Origin of the sequence: Siccirubricoccus deserti, from assembly GCF_014283215.1 — a bacterium.
Classification (GTDB): domain Bacteria; phylum Pseudomonadota; class Alphaproteobacteria; order Acetobacterales; family Acetobacteraceae; genus Siccirubricoccus; species Siccirubricoccus deserti.
This window is the reverse complement of sequence record NZ_JACOMF010000066.1, coordinates 1-14,837: the sequence shown is the minus strand read 5'-3', so window position 1 is coordinate 14,837 and position 14,837 is coordinate 1. Positions and strand designations below refer to the sequence as shown.

Annotated in this window: 28 protein-coding genes and 1 pseudogene; 28 read left to right on the top strand and 1 reads right to left on the bottom strand. The window is 66.7% G+C overall.

Annotated elements, in window-relative coordinates:
• The 28 genes from H7965_RS25545 to rplQ all read left to right on the top strand — a co-directional run.
• Window positions 1-128 (top strand): EF-Tu C-terminal domain-related protein (locus H7965_RS25545; protein ID WP_456308198.1); only part of this gene is annotated, 128 nt, incomplete at its 5' end.
• Window positions 129-146: 18 nt separating this feature from the next.
• Window positions 147-455, top strand: coding sequence for a 30S ribosomal protein S10 (rpsJ, locus tag H7965_RS25540; RefSeq protein ID WP_186773380.1), 309 nt, complete (start codon window positions 147-149; stop codon window positions 453-455).
• Window positions 456-476: 21 nt separating this feature from the next.
• The gene (gene rplC / locus H7965_RS25535; protein WP_186773379.1) at window positions 477-1,196 is read left to right on the top strand and encodes a 50S ribosomal protein L3; all 720 of its coding nucleotides are present in this window, start codon (window positions 477-479) and stop codon (window positions 1,194-1,196) included.
• A gap of 12 nt (window positions 1,197-1,208) precedes the next feature.
• The gene (gene rplD / locus H7965_RS25530; protein WP_186773378.1) at window positions 1,209-1,829 is read left to right on the top strand and encodes a 50S ribosomal protein L4; all 621 of its coding nucleotides are present in this window, start codon (window positions 1,209-1,211) and stop codon (window positions 1,827-1,829) included.
• On the top strand, window positions 1,826-2,149 hold the full coding sequence (locus H7965_RS25525; RefSeq protein WP_186773377.1) for a 50S ribosomal protein L23: 324 nt from the start codon (window positions 1,826-1,828) through the stop codon (window positions 2,147-2,149). Before rplD ends, H7965_RS25525 begins: the two co-directional genes overlap by 4 nt.
• Window positions 2,150-2,153: 4 nt before the next feature.
• The gene (gene rplB / locus H7965_RS25520; protein ID WP_186773376.1) at window positions 2,154-2,990 is read left to right on the top strand and encodes a 50S ribosomal protein L2; all 837 of its coding nucleotides are present in this window, start codon (window positions 2,154-2,156) and stop codon (window positions 2,988-2,990) included.
• Between the two features lie 5 nt (window positions 2,991-2,995).
• Window positions 2,996-3,274 (top strand): 30S ribosomal protein S19, encoded by a 279-nt coding sequence (gene rpsS, locus H7965_RS25515; protein WP_186773375.1) that lies wholly within the window; start codon window positions 2,996-2,998, stop codon window positions 3,272-3,274.
• A gap of 4 nt (window positions 3,275-3,278) precedes the next feature.
• Window positions 3,279-3,680 (top strand): 50S ribosomal protein L22, encoded by a 402-nt coding sequence (rplV, locus tag H7965_RS25510; protein WP_186773374.1) that lies wholly within the window; start codon window positions 3,279-3,281, stop codon window positions 3,678-3,680.
• Between the two features lies 1 nt (window position 3,681).
• On the top strand, window positions 3,682-4,359 hold the full coding sequence (rpsC, locus tag H7965_RS25505) for a 30S ribosomal protein S3 (RefSeq protein ID WP_186773373.1): 678 nt from the start codon (window positions 3,682-3,684) through the stop codon (window positions 4,357-4,359).
• Window positions 4,360-4,371: 12 nt separating this feature from the next.
• Complete coding sequence (rplP, locus tag H7965_RS25500) at window positions 4,372-4,794, top strand: 50S ribosomal protein L16 (RefSeq protein WP_186773372.1); 423 nt, start codon at window positions 4,372-4,374, stop codon at window positions 4,792-4,794.
• 4 nt (window positions 4,795-4,798) lie between these two features.
• Window positions 4,799-5,014: a 50S ribosomal protein L29 gene (gene rpmC / locus H7965_RS25495; protein ID WP_186773371.1), complete on the top strand. Its 216-nt coding sequence runs from the start codon at window positions 4,799-4,801 to the stop codon at window positions 5,012-5,014.
• A gap of 16 nt (window positions 5,015-5,030) precedes the next feature.
• The gene (gene rpsQ, locus H7965_RS25490; protein WP_186773370.1) at window positions 5,031-5,294 is read left to right on the top strand and encodes a 30S ribosomal protein S17; all 264 of its coding nucleotides are present in this window, start codon (window positions 5,031-5,033) and stop codon (window positions 5,292-5,294) included.
• Window positions 5,291-5,659, top strand: coding sequence for a 50S ribosomal protein L14 (gene rplN, locus H7965_RS25485; RefSeq protein ID WP_186773369.1), 369 nt, complete (start codon window positions 5,291-5,293; stop codon window positions 5,657-5,659). Before rpsQ ends, rplN begins: the two co-directional genes overlap by 4 nt.
• A 3-nt stretch (window positions 5,660-5,662) precedes the next feature.
• The gene (rplX, locus tag H7965_RS25480; protein WP_186773368.1) at window positions 5,663-5,983 is read left to right on the top strand and encodes a 50S ribosomal protein L24; all 321 of its coding nucleotides are present in this window, start codon (window positions 5,663-5,665) and stop codon (window positions 5,981-5,983) included.
• Window positions 5,980-6,657 (top strand): 50S ribosomal protein L5, encoded by a 678-nt coding sequence (rplE, locus tag H7965_RS25475; RefSeq protein WP_186773367.1) that lies wholly within the window; start codon window positions 5,980-5,982, stop codon window positions 6,655-6,657. Before rplX ends, rplE begins: the two co-directional genes overlap by 4 nt.
• A 50-nt stretch (window positions 6,658-6,707) precedes the next feature.
• On the top strand, window positions 6,708-7,013 hold the full coding sequence (rpsN, locus tag H7965_RS25470; RefSeq protein ID WP_186773366.1) for a 30S ribosomal protein S14: 306 nt from the start codon (window positions 6,708-6,710) through the stop codon (window positions 7,011-7,013).
• Between the two features lie 12 nt (window positions 7,014-7,025).
• On the top strand, window positions 7,026-7,424 hold the full coding sequence (gene rpsH, locus H7965_RS25465; RefSeq protein WP_186773365.1) for a 30S ribosomal protein S8: 399 nt from the start codon (window positions 7,026-7,028) through the stop codon (window positions 7,422-7,424).
• A gap of 14 nt (window positions 7,425-7,438) precedes the next feature.
• Entirely contained in the window at window positions 7,439-7,972 is a 534-nt protein-coding gene (gene rplF, locus H7965_RS25460; protein WP_186773364.1) for a 50S ribosomal protein L6, read from the top strand.
• Window positions 7,972-8,334 (top strand): 50S ribosomal protein L18, encoded by a 363-nt coding sequence (gene rplR, locus H7965_RS25455; RefSeq protein WP_186773363.1) that lies wholly within the window; start codon window positions 7,972-7,974, stop codon window positions 8,332-8,334. Before rplF ends, rplR begins: the two co-directional genes overlap by 1 nt.
• 11 nt (window positions 8,335-8,345) lie before the next feature.
• Window positions 8,346-8,993 (top strand): 30S ribosomal protein S5, encoded by a 648-nt coding sequence (rpsE, locus tag H7965_RS25450; protein WP_186773362.1) that lies wholly within the window; start codon window positions 8,346-8,348, stop codon window positions 8,991-8,993.
• The gene (gene rpmD / locus H7965_RS25445; RefSeq protein ID WP_186773361.1) at window positions 8,986-9,177 is read left to right on the top strand and encodes a 50S ribosomal protein L30; all 192 of its coding nucleotides are present in this window, start codon (window positions 8,986-8,988) and stop codon (window positions 9,175-9,177) included. The genes rpsE and rpmD overlap by 8 nt, the downstream gene beginning before the upstream one ends.
• A 70-nt stretch (window positions 9,178-9,247) precedes the next feature.
• Window positions 9,248-9,742 (top strand): 50S ribosomal protein L15, encoded by a 495-nt coding sequence (gene rplO, locus H7965_RS25440; protein ID WP_186773360.1) that lies wholly within the window; start codon window positions 9,248-9,250, stop codon window positions 9,740-9,742.
• A gap of 116 nt (window positions 9,743-9,858) precedes the next feature.
• A complete protein-coding gene (secY, locus tag H7965_RS25435; protein ID WP_186773359.1) occupies window positions 9,859-11,217 on the top strand; it encodes a preprotein translocase subunit SecY in 1,359 nt (452 codons plus the stop codon).
• 33 nt (window positions 11,218-11,250) lie between these two features.
• Complete coding sequence (locus H7965_RS25430) at window positions 11,251-11,913, top strand: adenylate kinase (protein WP_186773358.1); 663 nt, start codon at window positions 11,251-11,253, stop codon at window positions 11,911-11,913.
• A gap of 307 nt (window positions 11,914-12,220) precedes the next feature.
• Window positions 12,221-12,598, top strand: coding sequence for a 30S ribosomal protein S13 (gene rpsM, locus H7965_RS25425; RefSeq protein ID WP_186773357.1), 378 nt, complete (start codon window positions 12,221-12,223; stop codon window positions 12,596-12,598).
• A gap of 1 nt (window position 12,599) precedes the next feature.
• Complete coding sequence (gene rpsK, locus H7965_RS25420; protein WP_186773356.1) at window positions 12,600-13,001, top strand: 30S ribosomal protein S11; 402 nt, start codon at window positions 12,600-12,602, stop codon at window positions 12,999-13,001.
• A 67-nt stretch (window positions 13,002-13,068) separates the two neighbouring features.
• Window positions 13,069-14,085: a DNA-directed RNA polymerase subunit alpha gene (locus H7965_RS25415; protein WP_186773355.1), complete on the top strand. Its 1,017-nt coding sequence runs from the start codon at window positions 13,069-13,071 to the stop codon at window positions 14,083-14,085.
• A gap of 25 nt (window positions 14,086-14,110) precedes the next feature.
• On the top strand, window positions 14,111-14,542 hold the full coding sequence (gene rplQ, locus H7965_RS25410) for a 50S ribosomal protein L17 (protein ID WP_186773354.1): 432 nt from the start codon (window positions 14,111-14,113) through the stop codon (window positions 14,540-14,542).
• Window positions 14,543-14,725: 183 nt separating this feature from the next.
• Here the strand turns inward: rplQ and H7965_RS25405 are convergent.
• A pseudogene (locus H7965_RS25405) lies at window positions 14,726-14,837 on the bottom strand (IS630 family transposase); the annotation flags it as partial.

Sequence of the window (14,837 nt, the reverse complement as noted above, 5' to 3'; positions counted from 1 at the left end):
CGGGCGACAACGTGACGATGGACGTCGAGCTGATCGCGCCCATCGCCATGGATGAGGGGCTGCGGTTCGCCATCCGTGAGGGTGGCCGCACCGTCGGCGCCGGCGTCGTCGCGCAGATCGTGAAGTAAGGCGCGGGCCCGCACACCATGGACAGCCAGAATATCCGCATCCGCCTCAAGGCGTTCGATCACCGCGTGCTCGACGGGAGCACGCGGGAGATCGTCAACACCGCCAAGCGGACCGGTGCACGGGTGCGCGGGCCGATCCCGCTGCCTACCGAGATCGAGCGCTTTACCGTGAACCGCTCACCGCACATCGACAAGAAGAGCCGCGAGCAGTTCGAGATCCGGACTCATCGCCGGCTGCTCGACATCGTCGATCCCACCCCGCAGACCGTGGACGCGCTGATGAAGCTCGACCTGGCTGCCGGGGTGGACGTCGAGATCAAGCTTTAGGGCCCTGGGGAGTCTGCCACCATGTCCGTCAAGACCGGACGCACCGGGCTGATCGCCAAGAAGCTGGGGATGACCCGGATCTTCAACGACGATGGCAGCGCCGTGCCCGTCACTGTCCTGCACCTCGACGAGGTGCGGGTGATCGCGCGCCGCACGACCGAGAGGGATGGCTACGATGCCGTGCAGCTCGGCATCGGTCGCGCTAAGCCAAAGAACGTCACCAAGGCGAATCGCGGCCATTTCGCGAAGGCCGGGGCCGATGCGCCAAAGAAGCTTGTCGAGTTCCGCGTCGGTAGCGATGCGGCGCTGGAGCCTGGCGCGCATCTCACCGTGGCGCATTTCGTCAAGGGGCAGAAGGTCGACGTCACCGGCGTCACTCAGGGCAAGGGCTTCGCCGGCGCGATGAAGCGGTGGAATTTCGCTGGTCTCGAGGCCTCGCACGGCGTCTCGATCAGCCACCGCTCGCACGGCTCCACCGGCCAGCGCCAGGATCCGGGCAAGACCTTCAAGAACAAGAAGATGGCCGGCCACATGGGCGCGGAGCGCATCACCACGCAGAACCTGGAGATCGCCGGCTATGATCTCGACAAGGGGCTGCTGCTGGTGAAGGGCGCCATCCCCGGTTCGAAGGGCGCCTATGTGCTGGTGCGCGACGCGGCGAAGCGTGCGCGCCATGCCGATGCGCCGTTCCCCGCCGCTATCGCTTCGAACGCACCAGCTGCGCCGGCCGCTGGGGCCTAAGGATCAATGACGATGCAGGTTCCGGTCATCACGCTGGATAACGGCTCGGCTGGCGAGATCGAGTTGCCGGAGGCGCTGTTCGCGGCGCCGACGCGGCCCGATATCATGGCCCGCGTCGTGCACTGGCAGCTCGCCAAGCGGCGGGCAGGTACGCATAAGGTGAAGGGGATGGGTGAAGTCTCCGGCACTACCAAGAAGCCGTACCGGCAGAAGGGCACCGGTAATGCCCGGCAGGGCTCGCTGCGTGCTCCGCAGTTCCGCACTGGTGGTGCGGTTCACGGCCCGGTGGTGCGCGACCACGGCTATTCGCTGAACAAGAAGGTGCGGCGGCTCGGCCTCATCAGCGCGCTTAGCCAGAAGGCGGCCGAAGGCAAGCTGGTGGTGCTCGACACTGCCTCGGCAGGCAGCACATCGAAGACCGCGTCGCTGGCCAAGCAGCTCAAGGTGCTCGGCTGGACCAGCGCGCTGGTCGTCGATGCGACGGTTGACGAGGGCTTCGGCCGCGTTGTCGGCAACCTGCCGCATGTGCATGTGCTGCCGACCATCGGCGCCAACGTCTACGACATCCTGAACCACGACGTGCTGGCGCTGACCCGCGCCGGCGTCGAGGCGCTGAAGGAGCGGCTGGCATGAGCGAGACCGCAGCACGGCCAATCCTCTCGAAGGAGAGGCAGTACCAGACCATCCTGTCGCCGCTGGTGACCGAGAAGGCGACTGCCCTTTCGGAGCAGAGCCAAGTGGTGTTCCGCGTGCCACTCTCGGCCACCAAGCCGGAGATCAAGGCCGCGGTCGAAGGGCTGTTCGGGGTCAAGGTCCTCGGCGTGAACACGCTGGTGGTGAAGGGCAAGACCAAGCGCTTCAAGGGGCGGCCCGGCCAGCGTTCCGACTGGAAGAAGGCGATGGTGCAGCTGGCCGAAGGCCAGAGCATCGACCTGACGACGGGGCTTGCGTGACGCCATGGCACTGAAGAATTTCAACCCGGTTACCCCGAGCCTACGCGGCACTATCCTCGTCAAGCGGGATGAGCTGTGGAAGGGCGCGCCGGTCAAGCCGCTGACGGAAGGCAAGAGCCACTCCGGCGGCCGAAACAATCATGGCCGCACCACGGTTCGGTTCCGCGGCGGTGGACACAAGCAGACCTACCGCATCGTCGACTTCAAGCGGCGTGCGAAATTCGGCGTGCCGGCAACCGTTGAGCGGCTGGAGTACGACCCGAACCGCACCGCCTGGATCGCTCTGCTGAAATACCAGGACGGCGAACTGGCTTACATCATCGCGCCGCAGCGGCTGAAGGCTGGCGACACAGTGTTGGCGGCTGAGCGGGCTGACATTAAGCCGGGCAATGCGATGCCGTTGGGCGCGATCCCGGTCGGTACCATTGTTCATAACCTGGAGCTGAAGCCCGGCGCCGGCGGCAAGATCGCACGCTCGGCCGGCACCTATGTGCAGCTGGTCGGCAAGGATGCCGGCTATGCGCAGGTGAAGCTGATGTCGGGCGAGGTCCGCACGGTCCGTGCCGAGTGCATGGCGACAATCGGCGCGGTTTCCAACCCGGACAACTCCAACCAGCAGATCGGCAAGGCCGGTCGTTCCCGCTGGCTGGGCCGGCGCCCGCACAACCGTGGCGTGGTGATGAACCCGGTTGACCATCCGCACGGTGGCGGCGAAGGCCGCACCAGCGGTGGCCGCCACCCGGTCACCCCGTGGGGCAAGCCGACCAAGGGCGCCAAGACGCGCAACAACAAGCGGACCGACCGGCTCATCGTCCGGCGCCGCAACGCGACGAAGGGCTGAGGGCGATGCCGCGCAGCGTATGGAAGGGGCCGTTCGTCGACGGCTACCTGCTGAACAAGGCGGAGGCCGCACGGGCTTCGACGCGGAACGAGATCATCAAGATCTGGAGCCGCCGGAGCACCATCCTGCCGCAGTTCGTCGGGCTGACTTTCGGTGTCTACAACGGGAAGAAATTCATCCCGGTGCAGGTGTCGGAGAACATGGTGGGCCACAAGTTCGGCGAGTTTTCGCCGACGCGCACCTTCACCGGGCACTCGTCCGACAAGAAGGCGAAGCGGGGCTGATCCGATGAGCAAGCCGAAGCACGAACGCAGCCTGCCCGATACCGAGGCGCAGGCAATCACGCGGAACATCCGTGTCAGCCCCCGCAAGCTGAACCTGGTGGCCGGGCTGATTCGTGGCCGCCGGGCGCAGGATGCGGTGGCGACGCTGACTTTCAGCAAGCGCCGCATCGCCCAGACGGTGAAGAAGACGCTCGAGAGCGCGATCGCCAACGCCGAGAACAACCACCAGCTGGACGTCGATCAACTGATCGTCTCGCGCGCCGAAGTCGGCCGCAGCCAGGTGATGAAGCGCTTCCAGGCGCGCGGCCGCGGCCGCGCCGCCCGCGTGGAGAAGTGGTTCAGCCATCTGACGATCGTTGTGGCCGAGAAGCAGGCAGCGCCGGCGGCACAGCAGGAGGCCGCGTAACATGGGTCACAAGGTCAATCCGATCGGCTTCCGGCTCGGGATCAACCGGACCTGGGACAGCCGCTGGTTCGCAGACGCCGATTACGCGAAGCTGCTGCATGAGGACCTGAAGCTGCGCGACAAGCTGCGCACCCGCCTGAAGGGCGCCGGTGTCAGCCGTGTGGTGATCGAGCGGCCGGCGAAGAAGCCGCGCGTCACCATCCATGCCGCGCGTCCGGGTGTCGTCATCGGCAAGAAGGGCGCCGACATCGAGAACCTGCGCAAGGACATGGCGAAGCTCGCCGGCGCCGAGGTCTCGTTGAACATCGTCGAGATCCGCAAGCCGGAAATCGATTCGACGCTGGTGGCTGAGAACATCGCCCAGCAGCTCGAGCGTCGGGTCGCCTTCCGTCGCGCCATGAAGCGCGCGGTGCAGTCGGCGATGCGGCTGGGTGCCGGCGGCATCCGGATCAACTGCTCTGGCCGGCTTGGCGGTGCCGAGATTGCCCGGATGGAATGGTACCGCGAGGGTCGGGTGCCGCTGCACACGCTGCGTGCCGACATCGACTTCGGCACCGCGACGGCCAAGACCACCTACGGCACCTGCGGCGTGAAGGTCTGGATCTTCAAGGGCGAGATCCTGGCGCACGACCCGCTGGCCCAGGACAAGCGCGCCGCCGAGCAGGCGCCGCAGCGCTAAGGACCCAGGACGATGCTGCAGCCCAAGCGCACCAAATTCCGCAAGGCCCACAAGGGCCGCATCAAGGGGCTCGCCAAGGGCGGGTTCTCGTTGTCCTTCGGCGGCTTCGGCCTGAAGGCGCTGGAGCCGGAGCGGGTGACCGCCCGGCAGATCGAGGCGGCTCGCCGCGCGATCACCCGCGCCATGAAGCGCCAGGGGCGGGTATGGATCCGCATCTTCCCGGATGTGCCGGTCTCGACCAAGCCGGCGGAGGTCCGCATGGGCTCCGGCAAGGGCGCGCCGGAATACTGGGTGGCGCGGATCAAGCCTGGCCGGATCATGTTCGAGATCGACGGCGTCTCGGGCGACACGGCGAAGGAAGCGCTGACCCTTGGCGCGGCGAAGCTGCCGATTCGGACCAAGATCGTGGCACGCCTTGGCGGCGTGGAGGCCTGACACCATGACCAAGATCGTGGACATTCGGGCGAAGACCCCGGACGAGCTGCAGGCACAGCTGCTCGACCTGCGGAAGGAGCAGTTCAACCTGCGCTTCCAGCGGGCGACGGGACAGCTGGAGGCGACCGGCCGCGTCAAGCTGGTGCGGCGCGACATCGCCCGCATCAAATTCGTTCTGCACGAGCGCAAGCGCTCGGCAGCTTCTCAACCCAAAGCTTAAGGGGAGACCGGCGGCTATGCCGAAGCGCGTCCTCACGGGCCGGGTGGTCAGCGACAAGATGGACAAGACGGTCACCGTTCTTGTCGAGCGTCGCGTGATGCATCCGCTCTACAAGAAGTTCATCAAGCGTTCGAAGAAGTACGCGGCGCACGACGAAACCAACCTGTGCAAGGAAGGTGACGTGGTGCAGATCGAGGAGTGCCCGCCGCTCTCCAAGCGTAAGGCCTGGCAGGTGGTGGAGCGCAACGGCGCGCCGCTGGCTGAGGCGGTGGCGTCGTGATCCATCCCGAAAGCAACCTCGACGTCGCCGATAATTCCGGCGCGCGTCGCGTCCAGTGCATCAAGGTGCTGGGCGGCTCGAAGCGCAAGACCGCCTCGGTCGGCGACATCATCGTGGTCTCCGTCAAGGAGGCGATTCCGCGCGCCAAGGTGAAGAAGGGCGAGGTGCATCGCGCCGTTATCGTCCGCACCTCCTATCCGGTGCGGCGCATGGACGGCACGGCAATCCGCTTCGACAACAACGCCGCGGTGCTGATCAACAAGCAGGGCGAGCCGATCGGCACCCGTATCTTTGGCCCCGTGGTGCGCGAGCTGCGGGCGCGGAAGTACATGAAGATCATCTCGCTGGCGCCGGAGGTCCTGTAGGCCATGGCCGCGAAGATCAAGAAGGGCGACCGGGTCGAGGTGCTGACCGGCCGCGACAAGGGCAAGCGCGGCGAGGTTCTCGCGGTGCGGCCTGAGGAGAAGCGTGCGCTGGTGCAGGGCGTGAACATCGTCAAGCGGCATCAGAAGCCGCAAGGCATGGGCCAGCCCGGCGGCATCCAGGAGAAGGAGGCGCCGATCCACCTCTCGAACCTGGCTCTGATCGATCCGAAATCCGGCAAGGCGACTCGCGTTGGCTTCCGCATCCTCGAGGATGGTCGGAAGGTGCGCGTGGCGAGGCCCTCCGGCGAGGTGCTTGACGCATGAGCGATTCGAAAAAGGGCGGCGCTAAGAAGGCCGCGGCGAAGAAGCCCGAGGCTTCGCGCGAAGAAGGCGGTCGTACCGGCGGGACGGTTATTGCCGCGGCTCCCGGCAAGGCAGCGGCAGCACCGGCCGAGAAGACGCGCCTCGCGGTGTTCTACGCTGAGGTGGTGCGGCAGCGGCTCATCGAGGAGTTCGGCTACAAGAACCCGATGGAAGTGCCGAAGCTCGAGAAGATCGTGATCAACATGGGCGTCGGCGAGGCCGCCGGCGACCAGAAGAAGCTCGACGCCGCCGTTGCCGACCTGACCGCGATCGCCGGCCAGAAGCCGGTGCGGACCAAGGCGAAAAAGGCGATCGCCGGCTTCAAGATTCGCGAGGGCCAGTACATCGGGTGTAAGGTGACCCTGCGCCGCGCGCGGATGTACGAGTTCCTGGACCGGCTGGTGACCATCGCCATGCCGCGGGTGCGGGACTTCCGTGGTCTTCCGGGCAACCGGGGCTTCGACGGCCGTGGTAACTTCGCCATGGGCATGAAGGAGCAGATCGTGTTCCCCGAGATCAACTACGACCGGGTGGACACGGTGCGCGGGATGGATATCCAGTTCGTCACCACGGCGAAGACCGACAAGGAAGCCAAGGCGCTGCTGAAGGCCTTCCAGCTTCCCTTCCAGAATTGATCTTGGAAAACCGCCGGGTGCGCTCGGCAGGTTCCGGAGGATAGAACCGTATGGCCAAGACCTCATCGGTCCAGAAGAACAAGCGGCGCGAGCGGCTCTCCAAGCTGCATTCTGACAAGCGCGCCGCGCTGAAGGCTGTGGTGATGGACCGCAGCCTGCCGGTCGAGGACCGGTTCGACGCGTCGCTGAAGCTCGCGCAGCTGCCGCGTAACGGTGCCGCCAATCGGGTGCGCCTGCGCTGCGAGCTGACCGGTCGCCCGCGCGGCAATTACCGCAAGTTCAAGCTCAGCCGGAACATGCTGCGGGAGCTGGCCAACAGCGGCCAAATCCCCGGCGTGACCAAGGCGAGCTGGTAGGAGGGCACGCAGATGTCGTTGTCCGATCCGCTCGGGGATCTGCTCACCCGTATCCGCAACGCGCAGCGTGCGCGGCAGACCCGTTGCCTGGCGCCCGCCAGCCGGCTGCGCACCGACGTACTCGAGGTCCTGAAGCGTGAGGGCTACATCCGCGCCTGGCGCGTCGAGGATGTCCGTCCCGGTCTCCGCAACATCGAGATCGAGCTGAAGTATTCGGAAGGCGAGCCCGCCATCAAGGAGATCACCCGCGTCTCCAAGCCCGGCCGGCGCGTCTACTCGAAGATCAAGGAGCTGCCGAAGTTCTACAACGGCCTCGGCATCTCCATCCTGTCGACGCCCCGCGGGGTGATGAGCGACAATGAGGCCCGCGCTGCCAATGTTGGCGGCGAAGTCCTCTGCCGCGTGTTCTGAGGGAGGGAGAAGCGATGTCGCGCGTCGGCAAATATCCCGTCCCGGTGCCGAGTGGCGTCCAGGTGGCGCTGCAGGGGCGAACCGTGGTGGCCAAGGGCAAGAATGGCGAGCTGAAGCTCGACCTGACGGACGACGTGGATGTGGAGGTGGATGCATCCCAGGTGGCGGTGAAGCCGCGCCGGGACGACCGCCGCAGCCGCACCATGTGGGGCACCACCCGCAGCCTGATCAACGCTATGGTCACCGGCGTCTCCACCGGCTTCACCAAGTCGATGGAGATCACCGGTACTGGCTACCGTGCCGCAGTGCAGGGCCAGGATCTGGTCCTGGCCCTCGGCTACAGCCATGAGGTTCGCTACCCGATCCCGCAGGGCATCACCATCGTCTGCGAGCGTCCGACCGCCGTGAAGGTGAGCGGTGCGGACAAGCGGCAGGTGGGCCAGGTGGCCGCCGAGATCCGGGCTTATCGCGGCCCCGAACCCTATAAGGGCAAGGGCATTCGCTACACTGACGAGCAGATCCTCCGGAAGGAGGGTAAGAAGAAGTAATGGCCAAGAAGCTCGAACTTCAGACGCGTCGCCGGTCCCGGCTGCGCTACCAGCTCAAGATCAAGTCGGGTGGCCGGCCGCGGCTCTCGGTGTTCCGTTCTGGCAAGCATATCTATGCCCAGGTCATCGACGATCAGCAGGGCCGCACCCTTGCGGCGGCCTCGACGATCGAGAAGGAGCTGCGCACCACGCTGAAGACCGGCGCCGACAAGGACGCCGCGGTGGTGGTCGGCAAGCGGGTGGCAGAGCGCGCGCTGGCCGCGGGTGTCACGCTGGTTGTCTTCGACCGCGGGCCCTATCTCTACCACGGCCGGGTGAAAGCCCTGGCGGACGCCGCCCGTGAGGGCGGGCTGTCCTTCTAAGGATCGCACAGATGGCACGTACCCCACACAGCGGTGGCGGCGGCGAGCATGGCGGCGAGGGCGACCGCCGCCGCGGCCGCGGCCGCGACCGCGGCGGCGAGAACCGGCAGGACCGTTCGGACGGCGATGAGCTGAAGGACAAGCTCGTCACCATCAACCGTGTCGCCAAGGTGGTGAAGGGTGGCCGGCGCTTCAGCTTCGCCGCCCTCGTCGTCGTCGGCGACCAGAAGGGCCGGGTCGGCTGGGGCGCCGGAAAGGCCCGTGAGGTGCCGGAGGCGATCCGCAAGGCGACCGAGCAGGCGAAGCGGACCATGATCCGCGTGCCGATGCGGGAAGGCCGGACCCTGCACCATGACGTGATCGGCGAGTTCGGCGCCGGCCGGGTGATCCTGCGCGCGGCACCGGCCGGCACCGGCATCATCGCCGGCGGCCCGATGCGTGCGATCTTCGAGACCTTGGGCATGGGCGATGTCGTCGCCAAATGCCTGGGCTCGGCCAACCCGCACAACATGATCAAGGCGACCTTCGCGGCGCTGACGCGCAGCACCAGCCCACGGGTGGTCGCCGCCCGCCGCGGCAAGAAGGTCTCCGACCTGCTGGGCCCGCGCAAGGACCAGGCCGCGCCCGAGGCGCCGGCCGTGGAGGCAGCGAATGTCTGATATTGCGAAGCCGACCGTGAAGGTGACCCAGATCGGGTCGCCGATCGGCCGCAAGCCCGGCCAGCGCGAGACGCTGATCGGGCTTGGCCTGAACAAGCTGCACCGCTCGCGGGAGCTGGAGGACACCCCTTCGGTCCGCGGGATGATCCGCAAGGTCGCCCATCTGCTGAAGGTCGGGGACTGAGGCAGCAGGCCGTTCGCCAGGGAGCCGCAAGGCCCGGGCGATCGGCCGGGTTGCCACCGAGGGATGTGACATGAAGCTCAATGAATTGCGCGACAATCCGGGCGCGCGCCACAAGTCGAAGCGGCTTGGCCGTGGCATCGGCTCGGGCAAGGGCAAGACCTCCGGCAAGGGCGTCAAGGGCCAGAAGGCGCGCGAGGGCGTTGCGCTGAACGGCTTCGAAGGCGGCCAGCTGCCGATCTACCGGCGGCTGCCGAAGCGCGGCTTCGTCAACCTGTTCCGCAAGGAATATGCGCCGCTGAACATCGGCTCGCTGGACAAGGCGATCGAGGCGGGCAAGCTGCCGGCGGGCGAGGCGATCGACGAGGCGGTGCTGCGGACGGCCGGGCTGATCCGCACCGGCGGCAAGATCGTCGGCGTCCGGCTGCTGGCGCGGGGCGAGATCAGCCGGGCGGTGACCATCACCGTCTCCGGCGCCTCTGCCGCGGCGATCGCCGCGGTGCAGGCGGCGGGTGGGACCGTCACCCTGCTGAACCCGCCAGCCGAGGCCCCCGCGGCCGAGGCGTGACGCTTGCCGCCCGGCTGGGCGGAGCCTACCTAGCATGAATGCGTGGCTGCGGCGCCACGGCCGGAGGGTTCCCCTCCGGTTGGGGGCGCCGTCGTCGTGAGGAGGGTTAAGGGTCCATGGCCTCCGCCGCCGAGCAGCTTGCGGCCAATCTCAATCTCGGCGTCCTTTCGAAGGCCACCGAGCTCAAGAAGCGCATCTGGTTCACCCTGGGGGCGTTGATCGTCTACCGGATCGGTACCTATGTGCCCGTCCCGGGGATTGATGCGGCCGTCATGGGCGAGATCCTCGCCCAGCATGGCGGCGGCATCCTCGGCATGTTCGACATGTTCACCGGCGGTGCCCTTGGGCGGATGACGGTGTTTGCGCTGAACATCATGCCCTACATCTCCGCTTCCATCATCATTCAGCTGATGACTGCCGCGGTGCCAACCCTTGAGGCGCTGAAGAAGGAAGGTGAATCAGGGCGGAAGAAGCTCAACCAGTACACCCGCTATTTGACAGTGCTGATCGCGGTGTTCCAGGCCTGGGGCATCGCAGTGGGGCTGGAGGGGATGCGCGGCGCCTTCGGCCCGGCGGTACACGACCCGGGGATGTTCTTCCGGCTGTCCTGCATCATCACCCTGGTGGGCGGGACGATGTTTCTGATGTGGCTGGGCGAGCAGATCACCGCCCGTGGCGTCGGCAACGGCATCTCACTGATCATCTTCGCCGGCATCGTCGCCAACCTGCCGTCGGCGCTGGTGGCGACGCTGGAGCTCGGCCGTACTGGCGCGCTCTCGACCTTCTTCATCATCTTCTTCCTGCTGATCGCGGTGGCGGTGATCATCCTGGTCGTCTTCGTCGAACGGGCGCAGCGGCGCATTCCGGTGCAGTATCCAAAGCGCCAAGTCGGCAACCGGATGTTCGGGGGTGAGAACACCCATCTGCCGCTGAAGCTTAACACCGCCGGCGTGATCCCACCGATCTTCGCCTCCTCGTTGCTGCTGCTGCCGGCGACAGTGGCCGGCTTCTCCGGCGATCCGAGTTCGGACAGCTGGCTGACCACCATCACCAATGCGCTCGCGCATGGTCAGCCGCTCTACATGGCGCTCTACATGGCGCTGATCATCTTCTTCGCCTTCTTCTACACAGCGGTGGTGTTCAACCCGGTGGAGACGGCGGACAACCTCAAGAAGTATGGCGGCTTTGTCCCCGGCATCCGGCCCGGCCAGAACACCGCCGACTACTTCGACCGGGTACTGACCCGGCTGACCGCGGTGGGCGCGCTTTACCTGTGCCTGGTCTGCATCCTGCCGGAGCTGCTGATCAGCAACTACGGGGTGCCGTTCTATTTCGGCGGCACCTCGCTGCTGATCATCGTCTCGGTTACCATGGACACCGTGGCGCAGGTGCAGTCGCATCTGTTCGCCCACCAGTATGAAGGCCTGATCCGGAAGTCCCGGCTGGGCGGTCGCGGCGCGCCGCGACCGCGGTAGGACAAGGGCGGCGGCGATGGGGAGAGGCGAGTGATGAACCTGATCCTTCTGGGCCCCCCCGGGGCCGGCAAGGGTACCCAGGCCAAGCGGCTGGAAGATCGCTATGGCCTGAAGCAGATCTCGACCGGCGACATGCTGCGCGCCGAAGTCCGTTCCGGCAGCGAGGTCGGCCTGCAGGCGAAGGCGATCATGGAGCGGGGCGAGCTGGTGCCCGATGCCATCATCATCGCCATGCTGGCGGCGCGGGTGGCCGATCCGGCGATCGCCAAGGGCTTCATCTTGGACGGCTTTCCTCGCACCGTGCCGCAGGCGGAGGCGCTGGACCTGGTGCTGAAGCAGCAATCCATGCCGCTCGACCACGTCATCGAGCTGCAGGTGGATGATGCCGCCCTGGTCGAGCGCATCTCCGGCCGCTTCACCTGCGCCAGATGCGGCGAGGGCTACCACGACCGGTTCAAGCAGCCGAAGCAGGACAACATCTGCGACGCTTGCGGCAGCACTGAATTCACCCGCCGGGCCGACGACAAGGCGGAGACGGTGGCGGCACGGCTCGAGGCGTATCACCGCCAGACGGCACCGCTGCTGCCCTACTACGCCGCCCAGGGCATCCTGCGGGTGGTGGATGGCATGGCCGAGATGGATGAGGTTGCGCGGCAGATCGAGACGATCCTTGGCCCGATCCCGGTCAAGGCATGAAGAAGGGCCGGGGCATGAGCGCACCGGGCTTCAGGGCTTGACGCAAGGGGGCGCGCGGGTATAGTCCGCGCCTCCCGCGGTTCCGGGCGCCCAGTCGTGGGTCGCGCGGCCGCGTTCAGCCGTTTGAGCGCTGGCTCCTCGTCACGCTGCCGCTGCAGCATCTAGGTGTCCAGTGAATTGATGGCGGACCGATCGATGTCCCTGGCCGTGCGGGCTGCGGATGTCCCGGTTCGAGGTTTCGACACGACGCTGCCATGGCCCCGGTCATGTCGGCGCGAGCAGGGGCTAGGGCTCCAGGAGCTGAGCAGTGGCGCGCATCGCCGGTGTCAACATTCCCACGAACAAGCGGGTGCCGATCTCGCTGCGCTACATCTTTGGCATCGGGCCGAAGAACGCGCTCGACATCTGCCACGCGCTCAACATCCCCGAGGAGCGCCGGGTCAATCAGCTGACGGATGAGGAGATCATCCGCATCCGTGAGCTGATCGACCGCGAGTATCGGGTCGAAGGCGATCTGCGCCGCGAAGTGGCGATGAACATCAAGCGGCTGATGGACATGGCCTGCTACCGTGGCCTGCGTCATCGCCGTGGCCTGCCGGTGCGTGGCCAGCGGACCCATACCAACGCCCGTACCCGCAAGGGCAAGGCGGTGGCGATTGCCGGCAAGAAGAAGGTGACGAAGTAGCATGGCGCGCGACCCAAAGGGCGGCGCCCGCGCCCCCCGCAAGAAGGAACGGAAGAACATCTCTTCCGGCGTGGCGCATGTGCTCGCCTCCTTCAACAATACCATCGTCACCATCACTGACGCCCAGGGCAACGCCATCGCCTGGTCGTCCTCCGGCAGCCAGGGTTTCAAGGGCAGCCGGAAGTCCACCCCCTATGCCGCGCAGGTCGCTGCCGAGGATGCCGGCAAGAAGGCCCGCGAGCACGGGATGGAGACGCTGGAGATCATGGTGAGCGGCCCCGGTTCGGGCCGTGAATCGGCGCTGCGCGCGCTGCAGGCGGTTGGCTTCTACGTCACCGCCATCCGCGACGTGACGCCCATCCCGCACAACGGCTGCCGTCCCCGCAAGCGCCGCCGCGTCTGAGACGCGGCGTGCCGCGCGGGCCGGTTGCGGCACGCGTCCTGGGGGTGAGGCCGAGAGGAGACCAGACGTGATCGAGAGGAATTGGCGGTCGCTGATTCGCCCGGAGAAACTGGGCGTGGAGGTCGGGGCGGACCCCGACCGGACGGCGACCATCGTGGCCGAGCCGCTGGAGCGTGGCTTTGGCATGACGCTCGGCAATGCGCTGCGTCGCGTGCTGCTGTCCTCCCTGCAGGGCGCGGCAGTGACCGCGCTGCGCATCGACGGCGTGCTGCATGAGTTCAGCAGCATCCAGGGCGTGCGTGAGGATGTCACCGACCTCGTCCTCAATGTGAAGCAGCTGGCCATCCGGATGCAGGGTGAGGGGCCGAAGCGGCTCGCGCTCACCGCGACCGGCCCCGGCGAGGTCACCGCCGGCCAGATCCAGACCACCGGCGACATCGAGATCGCCAACCCGGACCTGGTGATCTGCACGCTGGACGATGGTGCCAAGCTGTCGATGGAACTTACCGTCGGCACCGGCAAGGGCTATGTCCCCGCGGCGATGAACCGGCCGGAGGATGCGCCCATCGGCCTGATTCCGGTCGATGCCATCTACTCTCCGGTGCGCCGGGTGGCCTATCGGGTGGAGCCCACCCGCGTTGGTCAGGTCACCGACTACGACAAGCTGGTTATGAACATCGAGACCGATGGCACCGTGGCGCCGGAGGATGCGGTGGCGCTCGCCGCCCGCATCCTGCAGGACCAGCTGCAGCTGTTCATCAACTTCGACGAGCCGCGCGAGCGCAAGGTGGAGGAGGAGCGGGACGACCTGCCCTTCAACCGCAACCTGCTGCGCAAGGTGGATGAGCTGGAGCTTTCGGTCCGCTCGGCGAATTGCCTGAAGAACGACAACATCGTCTACATCGGCGATTTGGTGCAGAAGACCGAGCAGGAGATGCTCCGCACCCCGAACTTCGGCCGCAAGTCGCTGAACGAGATCAAGGAGGTCCTGGCCTCCATGGGGCTCGGCCTCGGCATGACCGTCACCGGCTGGCCGCCCGAGAATATCGAGGATCTGGCGAAGAAGCTGGAAGAACCGTTCTAGTCTCCGCCATCAGGGAAACACGACAATGCGTCACGGAATGGCGGGGCGGAAGCTCAACGTCACCTCCACCCACCGGCTCGCCATGTTTCGCAACATGGCGACCAGCCTGCTGAAGCACGAGCAGATCACAACCACCTTGCCGAAGGCGAAGGAGCTGCGCCCGTATGTCGAGCGCATCATCACCCTCGGCAAGCGCGGTGGCCTGCATGCGCGCCGTCAGGCCCATGCCCAGCTGATGGACGCGAAGGTGGTGGAGAAGCTCTTCACTACCATCGCCGATCGCTACAAGACCCGGCCGGGCGGCTACACCCGCGTGCTGAAGGCCGGCATGCGCTACGGCGACGCCGCCGACATGGCGGTGATCGAATTGGTCGAGCGCGATGTCGCCGCCAAGGGCCTCGACAGCGGTCCGAAGCCGGAGCAGCCGGAGGCCGAGGAAGACCAGGCCGCGGCGTAACCGCCGCTTGCCATCGGATACACGCCGGGGCGGCTGGGTGACCAGCCGCCCCGGTGTCGCGACCAGGGCCCGACGATGATGGCCTTGGCTGCCATAATTCGTCCTCCTGCGCCGTGCCGCCGGAGAAGCCGACACACCCGCCCGGCCACCGTCCGGTGGCCGCCAAGCTAGGGCGGAATCCGATCATTCTGGTTCATAGCCTGCGGCGGTGAAGTAGTTTCGGCACTCTTCCGGGGTAAAGCGTGGCAGGGCGTCGCGGATGGCATCCCAGAGCCCGTCGATGGTCCGCGCGGCG